The following is a 19,876-nucleotide window of genomic DNA, read 5'->3' as shown; positions in this document are numbered from 1 at the left end:
TATACTCTCAACATCTAAAATTAAATCTTCAATCTTTCTACTATCCAAGTTCTCACGTTCCAACTCTTCCATTCTTTCTTTTGTAAACCACGGTTCATGGTGATGCCATCCTTTTCTGATTGAATAATATGGCAATAATATACTGATATGCAAAGAAATTGAAAGTAACTCACCACCTTCAATAATACTTAGAAAAAATGTAAAACATCTGTCATTACAATCAAATCTTGAAAAATCTTCAAAGTCTTTGAGAATTAAATCACCTTCGAATTCCTTTTTAATATTATTTCGTATTTTGAGGTTTTCATCAGAATCATAATAATCTATGATTGCTTTTAATTTTTTATATTCTATAGTTTTTAAGTATTCTTCTTGTTGATCCCAAGGACATATATTCTTAGGATAAAAAAGATAAACTAAATTTCGCAAAACATCTTGTATCATAATTAAATTATTAGTCGCAAATCCCTGTGTTAAATGCATTTGTTTTATAATTTGTTGCAGTTAGTTTAGACATAGAATTAAAATTTACTGTACCTCCATTTGCATAGTTTCTATAATCTTTAATCAATTGTTGTTGAAAATATAAGCTTACTGTTAACTCAGATGCACCTGTATAACAATTTTAAGTTAAACACAGTACAAAAATACCTAAATTTGTAAGTAAATAACTACATAAAGCATTTTTTATATTCAAATTTGTCAAAATAATCTTCAATGTCTTATGGATAGTTATAGTCGATTATGAGAAAAAAGTAATTTTAAATTTAGAAAGATTGATTTATTAAATTTTAATAATACCGTGTCAATTTCTATATTTTTACATAAAACATTCATTTTCAATTTATTATACTTAAATTGAAATATTTTCCTGCTCTAAATTTATTTCAAACGTGAATTTTAGTTAAATAACTATTTTTATAGTTGCGTAACTAAAAAAATAGTTGTAGGTTTGAATTAAAATTAGAAGACATGCAAAAGTTAACAAACAAAGAAGAAGAAATTATGATGATTTTATGGAAGCTGAAAAAAGCTTTCGTAAAAGAAATCCAAGCCGAAATAAAAGAAGATCAGCCTCATTATAATACATTATCTACAATCGTACGTAATCTTGAAGAAAAGGGATACGTAGGTCATAATGCATTTGGAAACACACATCAATACTTTCCTGTTGTAAAAATTGAAGATTACAGAAAAGGATTTATGAAGACCGCAATTGATAACTATTTTAATAGTTCCTATAAAAGTATGGTTTCGTTTTTTGCCAAAGAAGAGAAAATCTCTGCAGACGAATTGCGTGAAATCTTATCTATGATTGAAAATAAAGACAACGAAAAATAATAGAATTATGGAAGCACTTTTCATCTATATTATCAAATCTGCCAGCCTTATATTACTGTTTTATTGTGCTTATTATTTCCTCCTGCGCAAAGAAACATTTTTTAACAGCAACAGATGGTTCTTATTATCAGGACTTCTGGTTTCAGCTATTTTGCCATTATTCGTTTATACAAAAACGATCTGGATTGATACTGTTCAGTCGTTAGATATGGATGCTCAGTCCGCTTTACCGCATTCCATAGAAAATGAAAGCTTCCATTTTAACTGGATTTATTTTATGCTGGGTTTATACACCCTCGGATTTTTAGTCTTCATGATAAAATTTGCATTAGATTTCTATAGTTTAAATTCTATTCTGAGAGGCAAAAAAATACAACAGCAGGCCGATTTCAAGTTTGTTGATGTAAATGACAATATTGCTCCTTTCTCCTATTTTGAATACATCGTGTACAACTCATCAATGTTCACCCCGTCTGAATTGGAGAATATTATTGCACACGAAAAAGTGCACAGTGATCAGAACCATACCATAGATGTGCTGATTTCAAGATTGTTTACCATTATTTTCTGGTTCAATCCAATTGTATGGCTGTACAAAAAAGCAATTACCCAAAACCTGGAATTTATCGCTGATAGTGAAGCCGCTAAGAAATTATTAGACAAAAAAGCATATCAATACACGCTTTTAAAAATAACAACACACGAAAGCTGTGTTGCCATCACCAATCATTTTTATCAATCATTAATCAAAAAACGAATCGTTATGTTAAACAAAAATCAATCAAAAAAGAGAAATTCATGGAAGTATTACACGGTAATACCAGTCCTTGCAGCATTTGTACTTTTATTTCAGGTAGAAGTAGTTGCAAAAGAAAAACAACAAATCATAAAAGACGCTGCGGGCGAAATTAAATCTGTTGATGTTTACAAAATCAGAAAAAGTTCTACAGATGCAGATTTAAAACAAATTAAGGAGAAATTAAAATCAATTCACAATATTGATTTTGAAGCTTCTGAAATAAAAAGAAATGCTGAAAACGAGCTGACTTCAATTATAATTGACGTTAAAAATGGCAGTCAGGAAGCGAAATCTATCCAGACAGCAGGTAATCAAACTATTAAAGATTTTGGAGTAGTTGTAATAACGGATCAGAATGGCATTAAAAAAGTAGGCATTCAGACCGATGATACTAAAGTCGGAGTAAGTAAAGAAATCAATCTTGATTCTAAAACTACTAAAGGTTCAAAAACAGTTACCGGCAACAAAATAATTATAAAAACAGACACTAATGACAACACTAATTCTATTACTAGTACAAAAACTAACACAAATAATAATACAAATAGTAGCACTAATGTAAACGTAAACACAGATACTAATTCTACTACAATTACTGTCAGAGATGGTTCAACAATAGCTGTTTCTAATTCTGTTAAAACCAATAAAGACGGAAAACAACTCATCATTATCGATGGTGAAGAAAAACCTTCTGCTTTTAGCCTTGATGATATTAACTCCAATGATATTAAAACAATGAATGTATATAAAGGAGAAGCATCAATTGCCAAATTTGGTGAAAAAGGTAAAAATGGCGTAATCGTTATTGAAACCCGTAAATAAGCTTTTTATTTAATTTTTATAAAAATATAAAATGCAAAAATTAACGAATAAAGAAGAAGAAATCATGCATATTTTATGGAAGCTTAAAAAAGCTTTCGTAAAAGAAATTCAGGCAGAGATTTTGGAAGATCAGCCACATTATAACACACTTTCTACAATTGTGCGTAATCTGGAAGATAAGGGTTATGTTGCTCATAATGCTTTTGGAAATACACATCAATACTACCCCGCGGTGAGTATTGAAGACTACCGACAAGGCTTTATGAGCACAGCAATTGACAATTATTTTAATAGTTCTTATAAAAGTATGGTTTCGTTTTTTGCCAAAGAAGAAAAAATTTCTGCCGACGAATTACGCGAAATCTTAGCAATGATCGAAAATCCTAAAGAAGTAAAATAATCAAATATCATGGAAGCACTTTTCATTTTTATTCTAAAATCAGGCGGGTTGTTGGCAACATTTTATTTTGCTTACATTTTATTACTTCGCAAAGAAACTTTTTTCAACAGCAGCAGATGGTTCTTGATTGCCGGATTATTGACTTCTGTAATATTGCCGTTTGTAGTTTATACCAAGGTAATCTGGATTGACCCCGCACCTGTTCCTGTCGAAACAGAAACCGTTTATAACGATACTAAAAATTATAAATCGTATGCAGACGTCGCGTCATATTCGACTGTACATAGAGCACAACCAGCTCTAGAAGAAGGTTTTGAAATCAATTGGAATTTGGTTTGTCTGATAGTCTATAGCATCGGATTTGCTGCTTTCATGATCAAATTTGCTTTGGATTTTTATAGCTTAAACTCCGTTCTGAAAGGAAAAAAAATTGAACAGCAGGAAGATTTTAAATTTATTGACGTAAAGGAAAACATTGCTCCTTTCTCCTATTTCGATTACATTGTGTATAACTCATCACTCTACACTGCATCCGAATTAGAAAATATTTTGGAGCATGAAAAGGTTCACAGCGATCAGCATCATACTATTGATGTTTTAATTTCGAGAATCTTCTGCATTTTGTTCTGGTTCAATCCGATTGTATGGCTTTATAAAAAAGCTATTTTACAAAATCTTGAATTTATTGCCGATAGTGAAGCGGCTAAAAAAATCAGCGACAAAAAAGCGTATCAATACACGCTTTTAAAAATTACAACGCACGAAACCTGCGTTGCCATCACCAATCATTTTTATCAATCATTAATCAAAAAACGAATTGTTATGTTAAACAAAAATCAATCAAAAAAGAGAAATCACTGGAAATACTATGCCATTGTTCCGGCACTGGCTGCTTTTATACTTTTATTCCAGATACAGACTATCGCACAGGAAAAAAGAATACAAAAAGAGAATGTAATTCAAAAAGACACTCTTAAAGAAGCTCAGGAAACTTTTAAAATCACAAAAAACTCAACAGATGAGGAATTAAAACAACTTGCAGAAAAACTGAAAGCGAGTCATAATCTGGATATCGAAATTTCTGATGTAAAAAGAAATTCTGAAAAAGAACTGACAGCGATTCAAATCAGGATAAAATCTGAAACCGGTAAAAAACAAACCATAAAAATCGATGGAAATAAAGCTATAAAAGACTGCATTCTTGCCGTTAGCACTGATAATAATGGCAAAAAAACTGTGGATTTAGATACTGAAGGAGCATTGGCACCTGGAGTTATCAATAATGAAAGAGTTGTTGTTCGTCATTTTGGAGACGAAAACAGAGAGGATCCATTACCTCCTGCAGCACCGGTTGCACCTGTAGCACCTGTATTTCCACAAGGTGAAATGCCTAAAGCACCGGACATGTCTAAAATGCCGAAAGCTCCAACTCCCCCACTGAACCTTAATGACAAGGTTGCAATGGCAAAGTTTGAAAAAGACATGGCTGTGTTTGAAAAGAAAATGGAAGCCTTTGAGCCGGAAATGAAAGCGTTTGAAAAAGAAGTGGAAGAAATAATGTCTAAGCGTGAAATTATTTTTGAAAAAGACATGGAAAAATTTCAATTAGCCATGGAAATGTATAATACCGAGATGGAGAAATTTCAAATAGATATGAACCAAAATTTTAATTTTGATTTTGACACGAAATTTCAACGTAACGAAATGAGAGCTCAGGCAGAACACGCAAGACTGAATGCTGAGGAAATGAGAAAACAGGCTGAAATCATGAGAGAGCATGCAAATGAAATGAGAAAGCATGCTAATGAATTGAGAAAAGCAGAAAGAAGAAACAGTAAATCTTAATTCTGATTTGCTATGAAAAAACAGCTCTTTGTTTTGTTTTTCATCTCTGTTTTTATTTGTCAGGCACAACAAAAAATAGTGTCTGACAAAAATATTTTGACAGCAATGGATAAAACGGCTGCAGAATTATTAAAAAATTCAAAAGCAAATTCAGTTTCTATTGGAATTGTAAAAGATGGCAAAACCTATACAAACCACTATGGCGAAATAGACAAAGGAAAAGGAAATACAGCTGATAACAATACTATTTTTGAGATAGCATCAATTACAAAATTGTTTACAGGACTGCTTGTAGCACAGGCTGTTTTAGAAAAAAAAGATAAGTCTTGATGATGATATAAGAAAATATATTACAGGTACTTATCCCAATTTAGAATATCAGGGAACGCCGATTACGATACAGGATTTAGTGTCTTTTAGAACAGGATTCAATAAAGATTTACCGGACAGCGCTGAACTGCGAAAAAACTTTAATGATACCAGTTATCTTGCATTTAAGAAATTAGATGAATATTATAGCCGGGAAAAATTCTTTGAAGATTTAAAAACCATAAAATTAGACACTTTACCAGGGACGAAATTCAAATACAGTAATGGAAGCATACAGCTGACAGCACATATTTTAGAAAATGTATATCATAAAAGTTATGAAACATTACTAAAAGAAAATATTTTTAATAAACTGGGGCTGAACTCCACTCAACTGAATGTGAGTCAAAATGTTATAATCGCAAACGGATACAACGAAAAAAACATCTTGATGCCCAGGCTCTCTGATAATCTGTGGGGAGCTGCGGGATATTTAAAATCCAGTTTGGGTGACCTGGTAAAATTTATAGCTTTTGAACTCAACACTAAAAACAAAATTGTTGCAGAATCACAGCGAAATCTCTATAATAGTAATTCGGGCTGGAATGGCTATTTCTGGGACTATATTATGGTAGATGATAATGGCAAAAACTGCAGGAAACACGGCGGTGCTTTTAGTACTCAAAATATGCTGATTGTTTATCCGGAACGAAAACTCGGGATTTCTGTTATTGTAAATATAAGTGACAAAAACACTGCTGAAGAATTAGAAAAAGCAATTACAAGTCTAAGCACTTATCTGTTGCCCAAAAATAATCTGCCAAAACAAGTTTACGGATATAAACTGGTAAATGATAAAATAATCTTTATTTATAAGCATGACAGCGATTTAAATCCGGATCTTGTAAAAAGTGTTTCTATTGCCGGTTCTTTTGATGGTTGGAATCCTCAGGATAAAAATTATCAAATGATAAAAAAGAACAAAGATACTTATGAACTTTCAGTTCCTAAAAGTCAATTTGAGAAAAACAAAATCTATTTGTTCAAGTTTGTTATAAACAATACAGGTTGGGCAGAAGCTCCACAAAATGCCATTAATAAAGAGAATGGCGGTGATGACAATTTAATACTCAAAATTTAATTTTAATAAATAACCACTAAAAGACTTTGCTCACATTGCAAAGTCTTTTTTTTATATCTTTGAAAAAAATCCCCTGCCATGTATAAAATTTTAGCCAAAATAAATAAACTGATTTTACCAAGTTTTACCAAACAAGGTCTGGACATCGCCAAAGCAAAAAAATGGCAAATGGCTATTATTGGTTATCGTGCTTACGTTACAAAACGAGCTTTGGGTAATTAATATCATTACATATTTTCATGTAAAATATTGAGCAAAATGTAACATAATGCTCTTTTGAACAGTACTTTTGCGTTACTACATTTCAGCACAATTTTTATGAAAAACAAAGAATTTAACCTTCCTCCGGTACCCGCAGTCCTATTAGCAATTATTAGTGTACAATGTGGCGCAGCAATTGCCAAAACATTATTTCCTGCACTTGGTGCAGCCGGTACAGCTTCTATCAGAATTGGCATTTCAGCATTAATACTTCTTTTGGCTTATCGTCCAAATCTAAGACAAATTACTCCGCAACAATGGAAAATTGTTATCCCTTATGGGTTGTCCTTGGGGGCAATGAATTTGGTTTTTTATTTTGCTATCGAAAGAATTCCAATCGGACTGGCAGTAACATTAGAGTTTATCGGACCTTTATTAGTTGCTATAATCGGATCAAGGCGAATAGTTGATTATATCTGGGTTCTGCTGGCAGCTGCAGGGATTGTTTTGATTGCTCCATGGACAAATAACAGAATAGACACTTTGGGAGTTCTATTTGCCCTTCTGGCCGGAGCACTTTGGGCAGCGTATATTGTTTTGGGCGGTAAAGTTTCGAAAATTATGAATAGCGGACAGGCTGTTTCTACCGGAATGTTGTTTGCCGCACTTTTAATCCTTCCTTTTGGTTTTTACGAAAACGGATTAATAAATCTGACACCAAAACTTTTTGGTATGGGCGTTGCACTGGCTCTTTTATCGAGTGCAATTCCGTTTACTCTCGAAATGAAAGCTCTGGGGCAGCTTCCTCCGCGAACTTTTAGTATTTTAATGAGTTTAGAACCCGCTGCGGCTTCTATTTGTGCTTTTATCTTTTTACAGGAAAACTTAACCTTTTACGAAATATTAGCTGTGGTTTGTGTAGTGGTTGCTTCTGCAGGGTCTACATTAACAGCAAAAAAATAGAAAAAGCCCTGCACAGGTCTGCAGGACTTTTTCATTGTAGGTGATTTTGGAGATCTTTATTATTTTTTAGGCAATAATACGGCATCAATTACATGAATAACACCATTTGACTGGTTAACATCTGCAATTGTTACTTTTGCTTCACCACCATTTTCATCGCTGATATATAAATCTTTTCCTTTCATCCAGGCAGTAAGAGTTCCACCGCTAACTGTGTTAATAGTCGCTTTTCCTTTACCTGCTTTTATTGCTTTTGCAATATCAGATGCATTCCATTTTCCGGCAGCAACATGATAGGTCAAAACCGTTTGAAGAGTTTTTTTGTTTTCCGGTTTCAATAATGTCTCAACAGTTCCTGCAGGCAATTTGTCAAATGCAGCATTTGTCGGCGCAAAAACAGTGAATGGTCCTTTGCTCTGTAAAGTTTCAACTAAGTCAGCAGCCTTTACAGCAGCAACAAGTGTTGTATGATCTTTTGAGTTAACTGCGTTTTCTACAATATTTTTGTTAGGATACATTGCTGCTCCGCCAACCATTACTGTTTTTTGAGCAAATGATGTAAATCCGAATGTCAAGGCTAAAATTGCTGTGGCTAAAAAATTTCTAGTTTTCATAATTAATATTTTAAGTTATAAGCTCATTTACGCTGTAATATCTCTTTTGGTTTTACGAAAAATTAAAATAATTAAAAAGAATTCTAAAAAATCCGCAATAACAACTGAAAAACAAGTGTTTAATCTTAAAAATTATTTTTGATTATTTTTAATAACACGATGGATTTTGCTTTCTTTTTATTATTACATTTAGATTTAAAACATATTCATTATGCAAAATCTCCCTAAAAAAGTAAGAAGTAAAAAACTAAATTCAAGAGTAGATTTAACCGCTATGGTCAGCGTTTCTTTTTTGCTGATTATATTTTTTATGGTTGTTGGTGAATTATCTAAAGCAAAAGTTATGGATTTGGCATTGCCAGATAAAGACCCTATTTGCGGACCATATTGCGGTACAGGGGGATGTATTAGGGGAAATCGTTTATATACAATTTTACTTGGAGACGATGATAGGATAATTACATATTCAGGTATATTATCTTATCCTGAGGAGGCTGCTCCTAAAGAAATTCAATTTGGAAAAAATGGAATTCGAAAGCTAATACTCCTTAAAAAGCAAGAAGTACAAAATTATATGGCATCATTAGGTAAACCAAAAAATGGTGTAATAGTAATTATCAAACCTAGCAAAAAAAGTAATTTCAAAAATTTAATAGATATTTTAGATGAGATGGCAATCACAAAAATAGATACTTATACAATTGTAAACGATTTCACTCCGGAAGAATCAAATTTATTGGCTTCAAACTAAAAAAAATGAGGAAACCGAAATTTCCTCATCTAAAAGAACTTATTAAAAATTACCTGTCGTGATGAATAGACAGATGAAAACCATAACAAATATATTTTTATAATATGTTTATTCGTGCCACAAAACGTTTTTAAAATTACAATATAAGGTATAAAAAAAAGCCCCACATTACTGTGGGACTTTCTATATGAATGTAAATACGCACTGTTGTGCGTCTTTACTGAGAATTATTTTTTCTCAGTTTTTTCCATTTTAGCTTTCAATGCAGCTAATACATCATTGTTATCTCCTAAAGTTGCAGCTGGTGCATTAGTAGTAGAGTTAGATGAAGTATTTTCAGTTGCAGCTTTCACGTTTTTCTCTTCTTCTTCACGGAAGATAGCAGTGTGAGAAGCAACTACTCTTTTGAATTCTTTGTTGAATTCAATTACTTTGAAATCAGCAGTATCACCTTTTTTCAATTTCTTTCCGTCTTCTTTTTCAAGGTGACGAGTTGGAATGAAAGCAACGATATCATCTCCGAATTCTACAGTAGCTCCTTTGTCAACGATTTCAGAAATTTCACCATTGTGGATAGTTCCTACAGCGAAAGAATCTTCGTATTGATCCCAAGGATTAGCAGTAGTTTGTTTGTGACCTAAAGATAATTTACGTCCTTCAACATCTAATTCTAATACAACTACATCAAGTTTTTCACCAACGTTTACAAATTCAGATGGGTGTTTGATTTTCTTAGTCCAAGAAAGGTCAGAAATGTAGATTAATCCATCAATTCCTTCTTCTAATTCTACGAAAATACCAAAGTTTGTAAAGTTTCTAACGATACCTGTATGTTTAGAACCTACTGGGTATTTAGAAGTAATGTCAGTCCATGGATCCTGAGTTAATTGTTTGATACCTAATGACATCTTACGATCATCTCTGTCAAGAGTTAAAATAACTGCCTCAACAACATCTCCAACTTTCACGAAGTCCTGAGCAGAACGTAAGTGAGTTGACCATGACATTTCAGAAACGTGGATTAAACCTTCAACACCTTCAGCAACTTCGATAAATGCACCGTAATCAGCGATTACAACTACTTTACCTTTTACTTTATCACCAATTGTTAAGTTAGCATCTAAAGCATCCCATGGGTGAGCGTTTAATTGTTTCAATCCTAATTGAATTCTTGTTTTCTCATCATCGAAATCAAGGATTACAACGTTTAATTTTTGGTCTAATTCAAGAACTTCACTTGGGTGGTTGATTCTGCTCCAAGAAAGGTCAGTAATGTGAATTAATCCGTCAACACCACCTAAGTCAATGAACACACCATAAGAAGTAATGTTTTTAACAACACCTTCTAATACTTGTCCTTTTTGTAATTGACCGATGATTTCTTTTTTCTGTACTTCAATATCAGCCTCGATAAGTGCTTTGTGAGATACAACAACGTTTTTGAATTCGTGGTTAATTTTTACCACTTTGAATTCCATCATTTTGTTTACATATACATCGTAGTCTCTAATTGGCTTAACGTCAATTTGAGATCCTGGTAAGAACGCCTCGATACCGAATACGTCAACGATCATACCTCCTTTAGTTCTACATTTAACAAAACCGTTAACGATTTCTCCAGTTTCATTAGCTGCAATAACTCTATCCCAAGATTTGATAGTACGTGCTTTTCTGTGAGATAATACTAATTGACCTGTTTTGTCCTCACGGATGTCGATTAATACTTCTACTTTGTCACCTACTTTTAAGTTTGGGTTGTAACGGAATTCGTTTAAAGAAATAACACCTTCAGATTTAGCATTGATATCAACGATAACGTCTCTATCTGTAATTCTAACAACAACTCCTTCAACTACTTCTTCCTGATCTGTAGCGATGAAAGTTTTTGATACTAGTTCTTCAAACTCTTGTAAGTTTTTCTCATCTACTGCATCAATTCCTTCTTGGAAGTTATGCCAGTTAAAATTTGCTAAAAACTCTTCTTGTGATTTTAATTGTTCAGACATGCTGATAAAAAATTTGTATTCTGTTTTCCTCGAGTTTCATAAAGCAGTAGAAAAAACAGAAGTTGTTTTACATAAATAGTTGATACCTAAAGGAAACTCTTCTTTGCCAAAAGGTTTGCAAAATTACTACAAATATTTGTAATAGCAAAACAATTGTAAATGATTCTCAGCCAATTGCTCAGGAGCAGAAGATTTCGGGTTGTTCAAGATCAATGTCCCACTTTCGCTCTTATCTTCTGGCAAACACTGCCACAATAAGGATAATCACTCAATCAGTGCAAGATTAAAAGTTTCGGTTTTCAACAAGAACATAAAAAGCGAACCAGACAGCTTCCAAAACAGGGGAAATTTTTATTTAATTTTTCCAAAACTCGTTCTGAATATGTTTATATTGAGCTTTATTAAAAGAATATTTATTTTCTGAATATGGGCTTAGTTGTTGTAACATATAATCCTTTACAGAAATCTTCATTTTAATACAACGACCGGAAAAATATTCTACGTCTTGATTATCAAACTTGTGTCTAGATAATATTTCTCTAATTTTAGGGTAATTTTGTTGTATTAACGCCTTAAAAGCAAAACACCGAACCATTGGATTTTCACATTCTGTCAATAAAAGCATATCCTCAGTCCGAATATTATTGATGAATTTTTCAAAGCTTGCTCGATCTTTAAGCAAATAAGATAGATAAGGATTTTCTATCCTGAAATCATAATAAGCTTTACTAAGATCATCTTTTTTAAGAATTACATCTAGTTTTGTTGTTGGAACAAAATTTTCAGTTTTCTTTTTACAATTTATAAAAGCAAACAATATTAATACACAGAAAACTTTAAAACATTTCATTTTTTACCTTTTTTTTTAATCCAAAACAATCCACCCAAAACAGAAACCGGAGCAAAAACAAAAATTGCCAATAATTGCGTCCAGGAACTACCACTCGAATTAAAAAATGAAAATGTTGCGAAACCGGCCATTATAATAAATAAAACATAATTGACTTTAAGGTTTCCGGTTTTCGAAATCACTTGCGTTATAAGTCCGCCGATAAAAGAAAAAACAGTTCCGTACACAAATGTCAAAATCATAAATAATTGAGAGGAATCAGAATGCGGATTCACTCCTGAAACCCTAAAAAGAAGTACAGAACTAATTACAAAAATTGCGTAACCAGCAATTACGCCTAAAATCCGTTTCAACATAACAATCTATTTTAAATTAATATCAGTGAAATACAAAATAATATATAACAACTATTATAAATATAAAAAATACAAATCCTATAGCTTGAGTAATCAAACGTTTACGATATTCAACAATATAATTTTCCGGATTAATATAGTGCTTTACAAAAACAGACGGATCAACAGTGATATCAGGTCTATAGTGAGCCAGTCCAAGTAAAAAAACCCGAATCAATTCAGTACGATTCGAATACAACAGGCAAAAAAAATGTCTTCCCTGAAAGGCATCTATATGAATCACTACTTTTTTATCTTTTAAAATTGGCCAGAAAAACTGATCAAAAGCAGATTTCATTGGTGTGTTCGAGCTAACAACATATTTTGGAAAATCCAAAGTCGTTAACTCTCTTTTAGCAAAACTACTCCATGGTAATTCCTTTATAATCTTGCCATTAAACTTATTTGAATAGCGAATTCCTTTTTCATCAATTATAGTTGTGGTATACATTTTTTTTCTGGAATATATTACCAATACAACTATACCAAATATAGCGATAAGGAAAATTAAAAAAAGGATAACACCAGCTACTTCGTCTAAACCTGCTTCCTCAAAAGGATTTAATACCAAATAAACCATTCCTCCCATAAAAAAGAGCGCAAAAAAAACAAAAAAAAGTCCAAAGATGAAATTAAAAAACAGCATTGGAACAGAATTAACAGACTGAAAAGGAGGAAGTAGATTCTTTTGTTGATTTTGCATTTAATTTATATCTTAAAAACTCAAATATACGCATTCAACGTATACAGAGTGATAAAAAAATCCCGTTTTCAAATTATTGAAAACGGGATTTTTAAAATATATTATTAGTTCTTAATGACTCAAATTCTCAATTTCCTTAGGATCATGTTTATGTTTAAATAAAATGGCGAAAGCAATTGCAATAACCAAAGCATAAGCTGCGAATGAAAGCCAGATCGTATGCCAGTCTTTCATCAAAACAGGATTAGAAAAAACACCATCTACAGAAATTGAATTTCCTTGTTTTTTAACAAATTCTGTCATTTGTGCATTTGACGAATCTGTTTGTAAAAATCCGGCTAATTCTGCTGTGGTATTAAATGATTTAGTAAAGAAACGATCAATAGCCCATCCAGAAGTCAAACTTCCAAAAACTGCTCCTACTCCATTGGTCATCATCATAAACAATCCTTGTGCAGAAGAACGAATTTTAGAATCTGTATTGCTTTCTACGAATAACGAACCTGAGATATTAAAGAAATCAAACGCCATTCCATATACGATACAGGATAGAATAATCATCCATAATCCACTAATAGGATCTCCAAAGGCAAATAATCCGAAACGCAAAACCCACGCAAGCATACTAATCAGCATAACCTGTTTAATTCCAAAACGTCTCAGGAAAAACGGAATCGCTAAAATAAATAATGTTTCAGAAACCTGGGAAATCGACATAATAATAGTCGAATATTTGATTACAAATGAATCAGCATATTTTGGAAAATGTTTGAACTCATCCAAAAAAACATCTCCATAAGCATTTGTCAATTGAAGTGCTCCTCCTAAAAACATTGAAAAAACAAAAAACAAAGCCATTTTGTAATTTCCGAATAATTTAAAAGATTCCAGTCCAAGTGTTTCAATCCATGTCGCATTTTCTTTAATCAGACGCTGTGGCTCACATTTAGGCAATGTAAAAGCATAAATTCCTAAAATCAAAGAACCAATTCCGGCAATATAAAACTGAAACTCTGTTGCTTTGCTCCCGCTTAAGTTTGTAATCCACATGGCTACAATAAAACCAATAGTTCCCCAAACACGAATAGGCGGAAAATCCTTTACTATATTTTTATTACTTAGTTTTAGCGAAGTGTAGGAAATAGAGTTGCTCAACGCAATTGTTGGCATATAGCAACACATGGCCAAAAGCATCACTACAATAAAAGTATCCGGAGTTGTCACTTGTGCTATTGCAAATAAAACGACTGCGTAAAGAATATGGAGAACTCCATAAAGTTTTTCAGCATTTACCCATCTGTCGGCAATAATACCGGTAAGAGTAGGCATAAATAAAGAAGCAATTCCCATGGTTCCGAAAACAAGACCGAACTGTGTTCCTTCCCAGTTTTTAGTTCCAAACCAATAATTTCCAATTGTTATAAGCCAGGCTCCCCAAACAAAAAATTGAAGAAAGCTCATTATAATCAACCTGTTTTTAATTCCCATATGATGAAATTGTCTTTGTAAAATAAATGAAGCGGTAAAACTACCATTAAAAATGATATCTACAAAAAATTATATCGTTTTAACAACGTCATTTATTAATTCCAGAACAGCAGAAAACTGTTCTTCCCGGGTAAGGTAAGAATTATCAATTTCAATAGCATCGTCGGCTATAACCAACGGAGAGTCTTCACGGTGTGTATCTATATAATCCCTTTCGACAACATTTTTAAGAACATCTTCATAAGAAACATTGTCTCCTTTTTGCTGTAACTCGTCAAATCGTCTTTGAGCACGGGTTTCGGCACTGGCCGTCATGAAAATCTTAAGTTCTGCATTCGGAAAAACTACAGTTCCAATATCTCTGCCATCCATAACTATAGCTTTATTTTTACCCATTTCCTGTTGTTGTTCTACCAATTTAGAACGTACTTCAGAAACTTCGGCAACTTTGCTCACATAACTGGATACTTCAATGGTTCTGATTTGTTTTTCAACATTTTCCCCATTAAGATACATTTCTGCAAATCCAAGATCTGCATTGAATTTAAACTCTAACTGAATTTTTGGAAGTGAATTGACAAGACTGTTTTTATCAAAAAAATCAGGCCCTATAAATTGGTTTTGCATTGCAAACAAAGCGACTGCCCTGTACATTGCGCCGGTATCGACATATACATACTCTAATTCTTTTGCCAACTGTTTTGCTAAAGTACTTTTTCCTGTTGACGAAAATCCGTCTATTGCAATGGTAATTTTGTTCAAAATAATCTTTTTGATTTTATAAATTTGTAATTCTTATGTAACGTTTAATAATAGATATTCAGAATAATTTTCGACTTAGAACTATCAATTATTTTTTCTATTCTCTTAAAGAAAGCTTCACTCACCATAGGACAGCCCTGGCTGCGTGAAATATAATAATCCTGTTCATTTTCAGGAACTGCTGAATATTTATGCAAAACGATTGCTCTTTTTAATGCATTGCTGTTGGTTTCATCTAAACCTACTAATTTATATGCCTTACCAAACATTCCATTATAGCATTTCTCTATGGAGTATCTTCCTAATGAAGTTGCTTTGGATTCAGGAACGTTACTGAATTTAAGTTCTCCCCTCACTCCTGTCTCTGAACCGCAACCGTGGGCAACAAGTCCCTGATCGATGATTCTCTCATTTTCTAAATCATAAACAAAAAAGCGGTTTTTGCCTGATTTGATTTTCATATCAACCAAAAAAGCAATTTTTGTACTGTAACCGGAACTCACTCCGATTTTTTCTTTTACTTCACTGATCTGCAAATTTAGTCTTTCAACCTCCGCAGTACTTAAGTTTTCGTCTTTAAAATTAATTTTTGAGGTATTAAAAAAACCTGCAGTAAAAAAAAGAATCAAATAAAATAGTTTCATATAATTTCTTTATTGAAAGTTAAAAATTAGTCCGAAAAGACTTGTATTGGCCGCCAAAGTATATCTTGAGTACGAATAATTAAATTTTAACCGGTTCATTTTAAGACCAAATCCCAAAGAGACTCCTGAAAAATTGCGCTGCTCTTCCACCCTTAATTCTTCCCCTCTTCTAAAGTTGTATCCTAATCTTATATTAAATGCTTTTTTAGGAAAAAGTTCTGCTCCTATAACCACATGTCGCAAAGCATTATTTACAAAAGAAACTTTTTCTTCACTTGTTGAACCGTCAATGTTTGTTTCTCCCCTAACCGGATTTGAAAAGGAAATATTCCATTGTTGCAAATTTTCTAAAGAAAGATGCCAGCGCAACGGAACATGTTCCAGTTCCTGAGATACTCCGGCAATGATTTCAAGAGGCAGTTTTTCCTGTATCCCTGAATATGTAGTAAACTGCGTTCCAAGATTTCGGACTACAAGCGCCAGATTCAAATCATTTTCTTCATTTATATATAAAAAGCCTAAATCAATTGCACCTCCAACAGAATTGTAACTTTCTAAAGTAGAAGTGATCAACTTGGCATTTGCTCCAACGTGGATATCGGTAAAAGGTATATTATATGCGTAGCCTAATGAAAGAGCGCCTTCACTTCCTGTAAAATTAGAAGTTGCCTGTCCGTTTTCATCATAACCTTCAAATATACCATAGTTAATGTAGCTTACACCTGCGTAAAAAGTCTGAAGATGTCTGTCGTAAGTATATGCATAGGAAGCCGTTCCATAAGAGGCCTCACCATAATAATTTCCGTAATTCATTGCCAGGTGATTATCCATCTCTGCGTTTAAAGTTGCTGGATTAAACATAACCTGATTGACATCTTCATCATAAATTGTTATCGTTTTTCCACCTAACGCTGCCTGCCTTGGTGAAGTAGTTAGATTTAGAAACTGATAAGTATAACGCCCTCCAATTTGCCCGAAAGAAACCGAACTTAATAATATCAATAAAAATAAAACAAGTCGTTTTATCATGCTTTTGGTGGCGTTCCTATATGGGAATAACGCAAATACAAATATAAAATTATATAATTTAAAAAATAAATTTATAACTATGTAAATTTCAGATTTTTAAGTATTAAAATCGATTTTTAAGCGCATAAAAAAATTCCAAATTCCAATAGTAAATAAGATTACATTCGAAATTTGGAATTTATCCCGAAACTATCGGGATGGTATTTATATCAGATTTATTTTAACGTCTTGGCATTTTTAGCATTTTGATCGGTCAGGGCTAAAGTCAAAACTTCGCTCATTTCTTTTACATAATGAAAAGTAAGGCCTTCCAGATATTCTGTTTTGATTTCATCAATGTCACTTTTATTTTCATGACACAAAATGATTTCCTTAATATTAGCTCTTTTTGCAGCCAGGATTTTTTCTTTGATTCCGCCAACCGGAAGAACTTTTCCACGAAGCGTAATTTCCCCTGTCATAGCAAGACTTTTCTTTACTTTCTTTTGCGTTAACAAAGAAACCAATGAGGTAAGCATCGCAATACCGGCACTTGGGCCATCTTTTGGTGTTGCTCCTTCCGGAACGTGCAGGTGAATATTGTATTTTTGAAACAATTCGATTGGAAGACCTAATTTTTTAGCATTTGCTTTGATATATTCTAAAGCAATTGTAGCCGATTCTTTCATGACATTTCCAAGATTCCCTGTAATTGTCAATGCTCCTTTTCCTTCAGAAATCAATGATTCAATAAATAATATATCTCCGCCAACACTTGTCCAGGCCAATCCTGTCACTACCCCGGCAACATCATTATTTTCGTATTTATCACGTTCTAATCTTGGAACTCCCAAAACCGTAATAATATCTTCGTCTGTTACTTTTTTATTGTATTCTTCTTCCATTGCAACTGCTTTTGCAGCATTACGGATAACCTGGGCAATTTTAGTTTCCAGATTACGAACTCCGGATTCACGCGTGTAACCTTCTACAATTTTTTCCAGTTGTTTTTTACCAATTGTCAAATCTTTAGCTGTTAAACCGTGTGCTTCTAATTGTTTTGGAAACAAATGTCTTTTAGCGATTTCTACTTTTTCTTCAATAGTATAACCTGACATTTTTATCACTTCCATTCTGTCACGCAAAGCAGGCTGAATGGCCGCCATATTATTTGACGTTGCAATAAACATTACTTTAGATAAATCATATCCCATTTCAAGGAAATTATCATAAAAAGAACTGTTTTGTTCCGGATCTAAAACTTCCAGTAAGGCAGAAGACGGATCACCACTATTACCGCTGGATAATTTATCAATTTCATCTAAAATAAAAACAGGATTAGAAGTGCCCGCTTTCTTCAAACTCTGAATAATTCTTCCCGGCATGGCACCAATATAGGTTTTTCTGTGTCCGCGAATTTCAGCTTCGTCACGTAAACCACCAAGCGAAATACGTACATATTCACGTCCTAAGGCTTCGGCAACGGAGCGCCCAATTGATGTTTTTCCAACTCCCGGAGGCCCTGTCAAACAAATAATTGGCGATTTCATGTCATTTCGCAATTTTAAAACGGCCAAATGTTCTACCATTCTTTTCTTAACTTCTTCAAGTCCGAAATGGTCTTTGTCTAATATTTTCTGAGCGTATTTTAAATCAAATTTATCTTTGGAATATTCTCCCCATGGCAATTCCAGAAACAATTCTAAATAGTTGCGCTGAATTCCAAAATCAGGAGACTGTGGATTCATTCGACGCATTTTAGATAATTCTTTTTCGAAATGTTTTTGCGTTTTTTCGTCCCATTTTTTGGTTTTCGCTTTTAGTCCCATTTCGTCCATTTCCTCTTCCTGAGAAACGCCTCCCAATTCTTCCTGAATGGTTTTCATTTGCTGGTGAAGGAAATATTCGCGTTGCTGCTGATCTAGATCAAAACGAACTTTTGACTGAATGTCATTCTTTAGTTCTAATTTTTGAAGTTCAACATTCATATAACGCAAAGTCTCAAGTGCTCTTTCTTTTAATCCGTTTATGGATAAAAGACCTTGTTTTTCTTTTACCGATAAGTTCATGTTAGAAGAAACAAAATTGATTAGAAACGATTGGCTTTCAATGTTTTTGATCGCAAAAGTAGCTTCAGAAGGAATATTTGGACTTTCTTTAATAATCTGAATAGCCAATTCTTTAACAGAATCTAAAATAGCAGTAAACTCAGTATCATTTTCATCAGGACGCTCTTCTGTCACCTCTTTAATAGTAGCTGTCATGTAAGGCTCCTCTGAAACAACTTCGTCAATTTCAAAACGCTTTTTTCCTTGTAAAATAACTGTGACATTTCCGTCTGGCATTTTTAAAACACGCAGAATTCTGGCAACAGTACCTATTTTATGAATATCATCTTTTGACGGATCTTCGTCTTCTTCGTTAATCTGAGAAACAACACCAATGATTTTTCCTCCGGCATTTGCATCATTAATAAGCTTTATTGATTTGTCTCTTCCGGCAGAAATCGGTATTACAACACCAGGAAATAAAACGGTATTTCGCAAAGGGAGAATTGGCAGGGAAAGCGGCAGCTCTTCATTATTCATTTCCTCTTCGTCTTCCGGAGTTAATAATGGGATTAATTCTGCTTCTGAATCAAATTCCTGAAGTGACAGATTGTCAATGGTAAGTATTTTATGGTTTGACATAATAATATATAAGTCGTTTTGTCATTAAATTATCAATTCTAACAGTAAATAAAATCTCATGTTAATTCGTTTTAGCAAAATAACGAGAAGGGTGTCATTTACAAGTTAGGCCATAAAAATAGACAATCATTATGCCAAAACCAA

20 protein-coding genes are annotated in these 19,876 nt (G+C 33.1%); 9 read left to right on the top strand and 11 right to left on the bottom strand.

Translation table 11 applies throughout. The features are described 5' to 3' along the window. Positions 1-483: hypothetical protein (locus DCO46_RS14045; protein ID WP_124019568.1), on the bottom strand; the 483-nt coding region annotated here is incomplete at its 3' end. Between the two features lie 489 nt (positions 484-972). Between DCO46_RS14045 and DCO46_RS14040 the strand changes: the two genes are divergently transcribed. The 8 genes from DCO46_RS14040 (at position 973) to DCO46_RS14005 (ending at position 7,821) form a co-directional block, all read left to right on the top strand. Beyond that, on the top strand, positions 973-1,341 hold the full coding sequence (locus DCO46_RS14040) for a BlaI/MecI/CopY family transcriptional regulator (protein WP_116753143.1): 369 nt from the start codon (positions 973-975) through the stop codon (positions 1,339-1,341). A gap of 7 nt (positions 1,342-1,348) precedes the next feature. Continuing rightward, positions 1,349-2,962: a M56 family metallopeptidase gene (locus DCO46_RS14035; RefSeq protein WP_116753147.1), complete on the top strand. Its 1,614-nt coding sequence runs from the start codon at positions 1,349-1,351 to the stop codon at positions 2,960-2,962. A 31-nt stretch (positions 2,963-2,993) separates the two neighbouring features. After that, complete coding sequence (locus tag DCO46_RS14030) at positions 2,994-3,362, top strand: BlaI/MecI/CopY family transcriptional regulator (protein WP_116753142.1); 369 nt, start codon at positions 2,994-2,996, stop codon at positions 3,360-3,362. 9 nt (positions 3,363-3,371) lie between these two features. After that, positions 3,372-5,207 (top strand): M56 family metallopeptidase, encoded by a 1,836-nt coding sequence (locus DCO46_RS14025; RefSeq protein ID WP_116753141.1) that lies wholly within the window; start codon positions 3,372-3,374, stop codon positions 5,205-5,207. Positions 5,208-5,219: 12 nt separating this feature from the next. Beyond that, positions 5,220-5,537, top strand: coding sequence for a serine hydrolase (locus DCO46_RS14020; RefSeq protein WP_116753140.1), 318 nt, complete (start codon positions 5,220-5,222; stop codon positions 5,535-5,537). Continuing rightward, positions 5,527-6,657: a serine hydrolase gene (locus DCO46_RS14015; RefSeq protein WP_116753139.1), complete on the top strand. Its 1,131-nt coding sequence runs from the start codon at positions 5,527-5,529 to the stop codon at positions 6,655-6,657. The genes DCO46_RS14020 and DCO46_RS14015 overlap by 11 nt, the downstream gene beginning before the upstream one ends. Positions 6,658-6,735: 78 nt before the next feature. Next, complete coding sequence (locus DCO46_RS14010) at positions 6,736-6,879, top strand: SsrA-binding protein (RefSeq protein WP_116753138.1); 144 nt, start codon at positions 6,736-6,738, stop codon at positions 6,877-6,879. Positions 6,880-6,975: 96 nt separating this feature from the next. Beyond that, on the top strand, positions 6,976-7,821 hold the full coding sequence (locus tag DCO46_RS14005) for an EamA family transporter (RefSeq protein WP_116753137.1): 846 nt from the start codon (positions 6,976-6,978) through the stop codon (positions 7,819-7,821). A gap of 59 nt (positions 7,822-7,880) precedes the next feature. Here the strand turns inward: DCO46_RS14005 and DCO46_RS14000 are convergent, their stop codons facing one another. Then, on the bottom strand, positions 7,881-8,435 hold the full coding sequence (locus DCO46_RS14000) for a fasciclin domain-containing protein (protein ID WP_116753136.1): 555 nt from the start codon (positions 8,433-8,435) through the stop codon (positions 7,881-7,883). 211 nt (positions 8,436-8,646) lie between these two features. On the opposite strand from DCO46_RS14000, the gene DCO46_RS13995 reads away from it, so the two are divergent. After that, entirely contained in the window at positions 8,647-9,186 is a 540-nt protein-coding gene (locus DCO46_RS13995) for an ExbD/TolR family protein (protein WP_116753135.1), read from the top strand. Positions 9,187-9,413: 227 nt separating this feature from the next. On the opposite strand, the gene rpsA is transcribed toward DCO46_RS13995, so the two are convergent. The 9 genes from rpsA to lon all read right to left on the bottom strand — a co-directional run bounded on the left by rpsA (position 9,414) and on the right by lon (position 19,732). Then, positions 9,414-11,192 (bottom strand): 30S ribosomal protein S1, encoded by a 1,779-nt coding sequence (gene rpsA, locus DCO46_RS13990; RefSeq protein ID WP_068840655.1) that lies wholly within the window; start codon positions 11,190-11,192, stop codon positions 9,414-9,416. Between the two features lie 355 nt (positions 11,193-11,547). After that, entirely contained in the window at positions 11,548-12,042 is a 495-nt protein-coding gene (locus DCO46_RS13985; protein ID WP_116753134.1) for a hypothetical protein, read from the bottom strand. After that, entirely contained in the window at positions 12,039-12,398 is a 360-nt protein-coding gene (locus DCO46_RS13980; protein WP_116753133.1) for a hypothetical protein, read from the bottom strand. The genes DCO46_RS13985 and DCO46_RS13980 overlap by 4 nt, the downstream gene beginning before the upstream one ends. Positions 12,399-12,420: 22 nt before the next feature. Continuing rightward, a complete protein-coding gene (locus DCO46_RS13975; protein WP_116753132.1) occupies positions 12,421-13,140 on the bottom strand; it encodes a hypothetical protein in 720 nt (239 codons plus the stop codon). A 111-nt stretch (positions 13,141-13,251) separates the two neighbouring features. After that, entirely contained in the window at positions 13,252-14,628 is a 1,377-nt protein-coding gene (locus DCO46_RS13970) for a nucleoside permease (protein ID WP_116753131.1), read from the bottom strand. Positions 14,629-14,697: 69 nt separating this feature from the next. Beyond that, the gene (cmk, locus tag DCO46_RS13965) at positions 14,698-15,390 is read right to left on the bottom strand and encodes a (d)CMP kinase (protein WP_116753130.1); all 693 of its coding nucleotides are present in this window, start codon (positions 15,388-15,390) and stop codon (positions 14,698-14,700) included. Positions 15,391-15,434: 44 nt separating this feature from the next. Further along, complete coding sequence (locus DCO46_RS13960; RefSeq protein WP_116753129.1) at positions 15,435-16,034, bottom strand: murein L,D-transpeptidase catalytic domain-containing protein; 600 nt, start codon at positions 16,032-16,034, stop codon at positions 15,435-15,437. Positions 16,035-16,043: 9 nt separating this feature from the next. After that, positions 16,044-17,063, bottom strand: coding sequence for a type IX secretion system protein PorQ (gene porQ, locus DCO46_RS13955; RefSeq protein WP_116753128.1), 1,020 nt, complete (start codon positions 17,061-17,063; stop codon positions 16,044-16,046). A gap of 215 nt (positions 17,064-17,278) precedes the next feature. Further along, positions 17,279-19,732, bottom strand: coding sequence for an endopeptidase La (lon, locus tag DCO46_RS13950; RefSeq protein WP_116753127.1), 2,454 nt, complete (start codon positions 19,730-19,732; stop codon positions 17,279-17,281). Between the last annotated feature and the right edge of the window lie 144 nt (positions 19,733-19,876).

Source organism: Flavobacterium sp. HTF, from assembly GCF_003105115.1.
Lineage (GTDB): Bacteria > Bacteroidota > Bacteroidia > Flavobacteriales > Flavobacteriaceae > Flavobacterium.
Note: the sequence above shows the minus strand (reverse complement) of the source record. Positions and strands in the feature narration are given on the sequence as shown.

Coding starts and splice junctions, on each gene's coding strand:
- DCO46_RS14010 (WP_116753138.1), top strand. CDS start 6,736: ATGTATAAAATTTTAGCCAAAATAAATAAACTGATTTTACCAAGTTTT.
- DCO46_RS14000 (WP_116753136.1), bottom strand. CDS start 8,435: ATGAAAACTAGAAATTTTTTAGCCACAGCAATTTTAGCCTTGACATTC.
- DCO46_RS13980 (WP_116753133.1), bottom strand. CDS start 12,398: ATGTTGAAACGGATTTTAGGCGTAATTGCTGGTTACGCAATTTTTGTA.
- porQ (WP_116753128.1), bottom strand. CDS start 17,063: ATGATAAAACGACTTGTTTTATTTTTATTGATATTATTAAGTTCGGTT.
- DCO46_RS14020 (WP_116753140.1), top strand. CDS start 5,220: ATGAAAAAACAGCTCTTTGTTTTGTTTTTCATCTCTGTTTTTATTTGT.
- DCO46_RS13985 (WP_116753134.1), bottom strand. CDS start 12,042: ATGAAATGTTTTAAAGTTTTCTGTGTATTAATATTGTTTGCTTTTATA.
- lon (WP_116753127.1), bottom strand. CDS start 19,732: ATGTCAAACCATAAAATACTTACCATTGACAATCTGTCACTTCAGGAA.
- rpsA (WP_068840655.1), bottom strand. CDS start 11,192: ATGTCTGAACAATTAAAATCACAAGAAGAGTTTTTAGCAAATTTTAAC.
- DCO46_RS14035 (WP_116753147.1), top strand. CDS start 1,349: ATGGAAGCACTTTTCATCTATATTATCAAATCTGCCAGCCTTATATTA.
- DCO46_RS14025 (WP_116753141.1), top strand. CDS start 3,372: ATGGAAGCACTTTTCATTTTTATTCTAAAATCAGGCGGGTTGTTGGCA.
- DCO46_RS13995 (WP_116753135.1), top strand. CDS start 8,647: ATGCAAAATCTCCCTAAAAAAGTAAGAAGTAAAAAACTAAATTCAAGA.
- DCO46_RS13970 (WP_116753131.1), bottom strand. CDS start 14,628: ATGGGAATTAAAAACAGGTTGATTATAATGAGCTTTCTTCAATTTTTT.
- DCO46_RS14030 (WP_116753142.1), top strand. CDS start 2,994: ATGCAAAAATTAACGAATAAAGAAGAAGAAATCATGCATATTTTATGG.
- DCO46_RS13975 (WP_116753132.1), bottom strand. CDS start 13,140: ATGCAAAATCAACAAAAGAATCTACTTCCTCCTTTTCAGTCTGTTAAT.
- DCO46_RS14040 (WP_116753143.1), top strand. CDS start 973: ATGCAAAAGTTAACAAACAAAGAAGAAGAAATTATGATGATTTTATGG.
- DCO46_RS14005 (WP_116753137.1), top strand. CDS start 6,976: ATGAAAAACAAAGAATTTAACCTTCCTCCGGTACCCGCAGTCCTATTA.
- DCO46_RS13960 (WP_116753129.1), bottom strand. CDS start 16,034: ATGAAACTATTTTATTTGATTCTTTTTTTTACTGCAGGTTTTTTTAAT.